The 6,308-nt window shown below is 63.6% G+C and carries 6 protein-coding genes; all 6 read left to right on the top strand.

Going from position 1 to position 6,308, the window contains the following annotated elements:
* Nucleotides 1-542 (top strand): 16S rRNA (cytosine(1402)-N(4))-methyltransferase RsmH (gene rsmH / locus AC1D1X_RS13145; protein ID WP_477698425.1); only part of this gene is annotated, 542 nt, incomplete at its 5' end.
* A 160-nt stretch (nt 543-702) separates the two neighbouring features.
* Nucleotides 703-1,011, top strand: a complete 309-nt coding sequence (gene ftsL, locus AC1D1X_RS13140) for a cell division protein FtsL (protein ID WP_477668920.1) — start codon at nt 703-705, stop codon at nt 1,009-1,011.
* Entirely contained in the window at nt 1,008-2,741 is a 1,734-nt protein-coding gene (locus AC1D1X_RS13135) for a peptidoglycan D,D-transpeptidase FtsI family protein (protein ID WP_477668406.1), read from the top strand. The genes ftsL and AC1D1X_RS13135 overlap by 4 nt, the downstream gene beginning before the upstream one ends.
* Before the next feature lie 2 nt (nt 2,742-2,743).
* A complete protein-coding gene (locus AC1D1X_RS13130) occupies nt 2,744-4,231 on the top strand; it encodes a UDP-N-acetylmuramoyl-L-alanyl-D-glutamate--2,6-diaminopimelate ligase (RefSeq protein ID WP_477698424.1) in 1,488 nt (495 codons plus the stop codon).
* The gene (locus AC1D1X_RS13125) at nt 4,228-5,637 is read left to right on the top strand and encodes a UDP-N-acetylmuramoyl-tripeptide--D-alanyl-D-alanine ligase (protein WP_477668404.1); all 1,410 of its coding nucleotides are present in this window, start codon (nt 4,228-4,230) and stop codon (nt 5,635-5,637) included. Before AC1D1X_RS13130 ends, AC1D1X_RS13125 begins: the two co-directional genes overlap by 4 nt.
* A partial coding sequence (locus AC1D1X_RS13120; RefSeq protein WP_477698423.1) for an MraY family glycosyltransferase occupies nt 5,627-6,308 on the top strand: 682 nt, incomplete at its 3' end. The genes AC1D1X_RS13125 and AC1D1X_RS13120, both read left to right, overlap by 11 nt.

Genomic DNA, 6,308 nt, shown 5'->3' with positions numbered 1-6,308 from the left:
CGCGTGGCCAGAGCGTGGCCGAGTGGCTGGTGGATGCATCCATAGAAACCATGGCGGAGGTGATTCGTGAATATGGCGAAGAACGGTTTGCTCAACAGATTGCAAAGGCGATTGATCGTCGCCGACAGGAACGGGGCCCTCTTCGAACCACCGCTGAGCTGGCCGAAGTCGTGGCTGGCGCGGTCAAAACCCGCGAGCCGGGCAAGGACCCTGCAACGCGCACATTTCAGGCTCTTCGGATTTTCATCAACGCCGAGCTTGAAGAGCTGCAACAGGCGCTAGCTGCGTCGCTGAAAGTTCTCCAACCGGGAGGCCGTCTGGTGGTGATCAGTTTTCATTCGCTCGAAGACCGCATCGTCAAGCAGTTCATCGCCGCACATTCGCGCGAGGTTTTCGACCGTCGCGCGCCTTTCGCCGAACCCAAGGCCATGCAGCTCAAGGCGCTTGGCCGCACCAAGCCCAGCGCAGAAGAGGTCGAAGGCAATCCGCGCTCGCGCAGCGCCGTGATGCGCGTCGCCGAACGCACGGGGGTGGCGGCATGAACCCCGTAGTACGCGAAGCGACAAACGTGAGGGGCCTACAAAGGGCGACAGGCATTTCATGCCAGCCGGGGCCGCGGAACCGGCTTTGCCGGGCCGCAGGCGCAGCGGCCCCTTCGAGGGGCAGCGCAGTACGCGAAGCGACAAGCGTGGGGGCTATCTCATGGCCAGGCTGAACCTCGTGTTGCTTCTCGCCGTGTTGACCAGCGCGCTTTACCTCGTGCGCACCCAGTACGAGTCGCGACGTCTCTATGTCGAGCTGGAAAAAGCGACGGCCGAAGCCCGCAAAATCGAAATGGACAACGAGCGTTTGCAGGTGGAAAAGCGCGCCCAGGCGACGCCGCTGAAGGTCGAGAAGCTTGCGAAGGACAAGCTGCAGATGCGCACGGTGACACCTGCCATCACGCAATATGTGAGCTACAAGGACGCTCCGGTAACGGCGGCTTCGGCACCGGAAGGGCCCAGGCCATGAGTCGCAGCGTGCTTTATTCGTCCAGCCCCCTGCTGGCCAGCAAGACTCCCGTCTGGCGCAGCAAATTCATCGTGGCTGGTATCGCGTTGGCTTTTGCCGGGCTAGCGGGCCGTGCGGCCTATATCCAGATTTTTGGCAATGAATTTTTCCAGCGCCAGGGTGAGGTGCGCTTTGCCCGCACACTGGAGTTGCCCGCCAACCGCGGCCGCATCCTGGACCGCAATGGGCTGATCCTCGCATCCAGCGTACCGGCATCCAGCATCTGGGCCATTCCCGAAGACGTCGAAGCCAGCAAGTCGCAACTGGCCGAGCTGGCCGTGCTGCTGGAAATGCCGTTGGTCGAGCTCAACAGGAAGCTGGGCGAAGAGGACAAGACCTTTGTCTGGCTCAAGCGTCAGGTCGACGAGCCGGTGGCAAAAAAAATCCATGCCATGGGCATCAAGGGCATCTACCAGCGCAAGGAATACAAGCGTCAATATCCCGAGGGCGAAACCGTGGCCCACGTGGTGGGCTTCACCAACGTTGAGGATCGCGGCCAGGAGGGCATTGAGCTGGCCTTCAACAAGGACCTGGCCGGCAAGGCCGGTTCGCGCCGCGTGATCAAGGACCGCCTGGGCCGTGTCGTCGAGGATGTCGGCGAACAGATGCCGCCCGTCGAAGGCAAGGACATCCAGCTGAGCATAGACAGCAAGGTGCAGTTCTTCGCCTACCAGAAGCTGCGCGACGCGGTCATTGCGCGCAAAGCCCGGGCCGGCAGCGTCGTGGTGCTGGACTCCACCACCGGCGAGGTACTGGCACTGGCGAACTATCCCAGCTACGTGCCCGACAGGCGGAAAAATCTGACCGGCGAGCAGTTGCGCAATCGGGCCCTCACGGATACCTTCGAGCCGGGTTCCACGATGAAGCCGATCACGGTGGCCATGGCGCTGGAGGCCGGTCGCATCAAGCCGCAAACCGTCATCGAAACCGGACCCGGCCGTTACAGCATCGGCGGCTTCACCATCAGTGACACCCACAACTACGGCACGCTGACAGTGGAAGGCGTCATCCAGAAATCCAGCAACGTCGGCGCGCTGAAGATCGCACAAAAGATGAGTCCGCAGGAAATGTGGGAGACCTACATGGCTCTGGGTTATGGGCAAAAGCCGCAGATCCAGTTCCCAGGCGCGGTCACCGGACGTGTGCGACCCTGGAAGACCTGGCGCCCTGTCGAGCAGGCGACCATGGCCTATGGTTACGGGCTGTCGGCTTCGCTGTTCCAGATGGCGCACTCCTACACTGCGTTCGCACATGACGGCCAGATCATTCCCGTCACCATGCTCAGGAGCAGTGAGCCCGCGGTAGGCGTACAGGTCTTTTCCGCAGCGAACGCGCACGCCGTCCGCCGGATGCTGCAAATGGCCGCCGCACCCGGGGGTACTGGTCCGTTGGCGCAAACGGTGGGTTATTCGGTAGGCGGCAAATCGGGAACGGCGCACAAGCAGGTTGGAAAAGGTTATGCCACCAACAAGTACCGGGCCTGGTTCACCGGCATGGCCCCCATTGAAGCGCCCCGCATCGTCGTCGGTGTGATGATCGACGAGCCCAGCGATGGCAACTACTTCGGCGGCGTGGCCGCCGCGCCTGTGTTCAGTGAGGTGGTGCAGCAGACCCTGCGCATGATGGGCGTGCAGCCCGACATGAGCGTCAAGCCGCAAATCACCACGCAGGCCGTGGAGGAGTCGTTTTGAGCATGCAACTCCACACCCCTGAACAAGCCGCCGGCTGGTTGCGCGAACGCGTGAGCGGCAGCCTGTGCACGGACAGCCGCAGACTGACCCCGGGCGACGGCTTTATCGCATGGCCCGGCACCGCGACCGATGGGCGCAAGTTCGTGGGCAGCGCGTTGAATGCGGGCGCCACTGCCTGTCTGGTCGAACAGGAAGGCGCGGCCGCCTTCGGTTTCCAGGACGAAAAGATCGCCGAATACGCCGGTCTCAAGGCTGCGACCGGGCCTATCGCCGCCGTCTACTTCGACCAACCGAGCCGGCAGTTGCGGGTTTCCGCTGTGACCGGCACCAACGGCAAGACCTCCACCGCCTGGTGGCTGGCGCAGGCTCTGGGCCGGCTGGGTCACAAATGCGGCGTCATTGGCACGCTGGGCATAGGTGAGCCTGGTGCCATKGTTTCCAACGGCCTGACGACGCCCGACCCGGTGCTGCTGCAACAGGAACTTCGGCGCTTCGCCGACCAGGGCTTTGTCGCCTGTGCGCTGGAGGCCTCCTCCATCGGCGTGGTCGAACACCGCCTGGACGCGACCGTCATTGAGGTCGCAATTTTTACCAATTTCACGCAGGACCACCTCGACTACCACACTTCCATGCAAGCCTACTGGGAGGCCAAGGCCGCGCTGTTCGGCTGGCCGGGCCTGAAGGCGGCGGTCATCAATATCGACGATGCCAAGGGTGCAGAACTGAAGGAGTCGCTCGCGGGGAGCGGCCTGGACCTCTGGACGGTGTCCTGTGCGGAGCCGGCGCGTTTGCAGGCGCGCAAGCTCGAGCACGGCACTGATGCCTTGAGCTTTGAGGTGACGGAGGGTGCCGAAAGCCATACGCTGGCTGCCCGACTGGTGGGCCAGTACAACGTGTCCAACCTGCTCGGTGTACTCGCGGCCCTGCGCGCCATGGGTGTGCCGCTGGCCGATGCGGTCAAGGCCTGTGCCGGCCTGCTACCCGTGCCCGGCCGCACCGAGACGTTGGCCATGCCCGGTCGGCCGCTGGTGGTGATCGATTACGCCCACACGCCCGACGCACTTGAAAAGGTATTGCTCGCGCTGCGACCGGCAGCGGCACACCGCAATGGTCAGCTCTGGTGCGTGTTCGGTTGCGGTGGGGACCGCGACACCACCAAGCGACCGCTAATGGCAGCCGTAGCCGAAAAAAATGCCGACCAGGTGGTGGTGACYAGCGACAATCCGCGCAGCGAAAATCCGCTGGCCATCATCTGCCAGGTGCTGCTGGGCCTGAGCCATCGCGATGCCGTGCATGTGCAGGCCGACCGCGCAGCTGCCATCACGCACGCCCTTAGCCTCGCCGGCTCCGACGACGTGGTGCTGCTGGCCGGCAAGGGCCACGAAAGTTTTCAGGAAGTGGGCGGTGTAAAGCTCCCTTTCTCCGACCGCGAGCATGCGCAGGCGGCGCTCGATGCCTTGGCTTCGCCCAAGCAGGAGGGCCGGCCATGATGCGCCTGCAGCAAGCCCTGGGCTGGTTACCCGCCGCTCGCCTCGTGGGTGACGGCGGCGTGCAGGCTTTGCGGGTCAACACCGACACGCGCAGCCTGCAGGAAGGCGACCTCTTTGTGGCGCTCAAGGGCGAGCGGTTCGACGCCCACGATTTCCTCGCACAAGCCAAAGCGCAGGGCGCAGTCGCGGCCATTGCCCATCATGGCCTGGCACAAGCCGGCCTGCCGGGACTGGAGGTGTCCGACACGCGCCTGGCGCTGGGTCAATTGGCCGCCGGTTGGCGCTCGCAGTTCCGCCTCCCGCTGGTGGCGGTGACGGGCAGCAACGGGAAAACCACCGTCACGCAAATGATCGCGACCATCTTGCGCGCCTGGAAGGCCGATAAGGCCTTCGCGACCGAAGGCAATCTCAATAATGACATCGGCGTGCCGCTCACGCTGCTGCGACTGTCGGCCGCGCATGAAGTGGGTGTGGTCGAACTCGGCATGAACCACCCCGGCGAGATCGCCTACCTGGCCGAACTCACCAAGCCCACCGTCGCGTTGGTCAATAACGCACAGCGTGAGCATCTCGAATTCATGGCCACGGTGGAAGCGGTGGCGCGCGAAAACGGCTCGGTGTTCGCGTCGCTGGATGCGGGCGGCACGGCGGTCTTTCCGGCCGACGACGACTACACCTCGCTGTGGCGTGAACTGGTCGGCACGCGCAAGGCACTGACCTTCGCGCTCTCGGGCGCCGCCGACATCACAGGCACCGCGCAATGGGAGGGCGGCTGCTGGAAGGTGGTGGCTACGACCCCGGCGGGCAACACCGATTTCTCTCTGCACATCGCCGGCCGGCACAACGTCAAGAACGCCTTGGCTGCCGCGGCCTGCGCGCTGGCGGCGGGCGTTCCCCTGGCATCCATCTCCGTGGGCCTCACGGCTTTTGTGCCGGTCAAGGGCCGTTCCCGTGCCATCGCCGTCGCCCTGCCAGGCCGGGTGTTGACGCTGGTCGACGACAGCTACAACGCCAATCCCGACTCCATGCGCGCCGCGCTGGAGGTCCTCGCCGAACTGCCCGGCCCGCGCCTGATGGTGATGGGTGACATGGGCGAGGTCGGCAACCAGGGGCCGCAGTTCCACGATGAAGCCGGGCGCCATGCGCGCGCGCTGGGCATTGAAAAATTGTTCACATTGGGCGAGCAGTCAAAGCAGGCCGCGGCCGGTTTTGGCGGTGCGCAGATTTTTGGCGGCATGGACGAACTCGCCGCCGCCGTGCTGGCCGAGCTGCCCCACACCGGCAGCATGCTGGTCAAGGGTTCGCGCTTCATGAAGATGGAACGTGTGGTCCAGGCCATCACGGCCAATGCGCAAGATCAAACACAACATCAACAACATCAGAAGGAAGAGCCCCATGCTGCTTAGTCTGGCCCAGTGGCTCCAGTCAATCTCCCCCGAATTCGGGTCTTTCAGGGTGTTCCAGTACCTGACGTTCCGTGCAGTCATGGCCGCGCTCACAGCACTGCTGATCGGTCTGCTGGCTGGCCCCTTTGTGATCCGGCGGCTGATCTCGCTGAAGATCGGGCAGCCGATCCGGGAATACGCAATGCAGACCCATTTGAGCAAGAGTGGCACGCCCACCATGGGCGGTGTGCTGATTCTGCTGTCCATCGGAATTTCCACATTGCTGTGGTTCGATTTGTCCAACCGTTTCGTCTGGATCGTCCTCATCGTCACGTTGGGCTTTGGCGCCATAGGCTGGGCAGACGACTGGCGCAAGGTCGTACTCAAGGACCCGGAAGGCATGCGTTCACGCGAGAAATATCTGTGGCAATCCATCATCGGCCTCATTGCGGCGCTGTACCTGGTGTTCAGCATCTCCGAGAGCTCCAACATGCGCGTGCTCGAACTGTTCTTCAGCTGGGTGCAGTCGGGCTTTGACGTGAACCTGCCGCCCAAAGCTGGCCTGCTGGTGCCCTTTGTCAAGGAAATCAGCTACCCGCTGGGCGTGTTCGGCTTCGTGATCCTGACTTACCTCGTGATCGTGGGCTCCAGCAATGCCGTCAATCTGACTGACGGGCTGGACGGCCTTGCCA

Source organism: Polaromonas sp. P1_G4, from assembly GCF_056405475.1.
The sequence above is the reverse complement of the archived record's forward strand: the minus strand, read 5'-3'. Positions and strand labels throughout refer to the sequence as shown.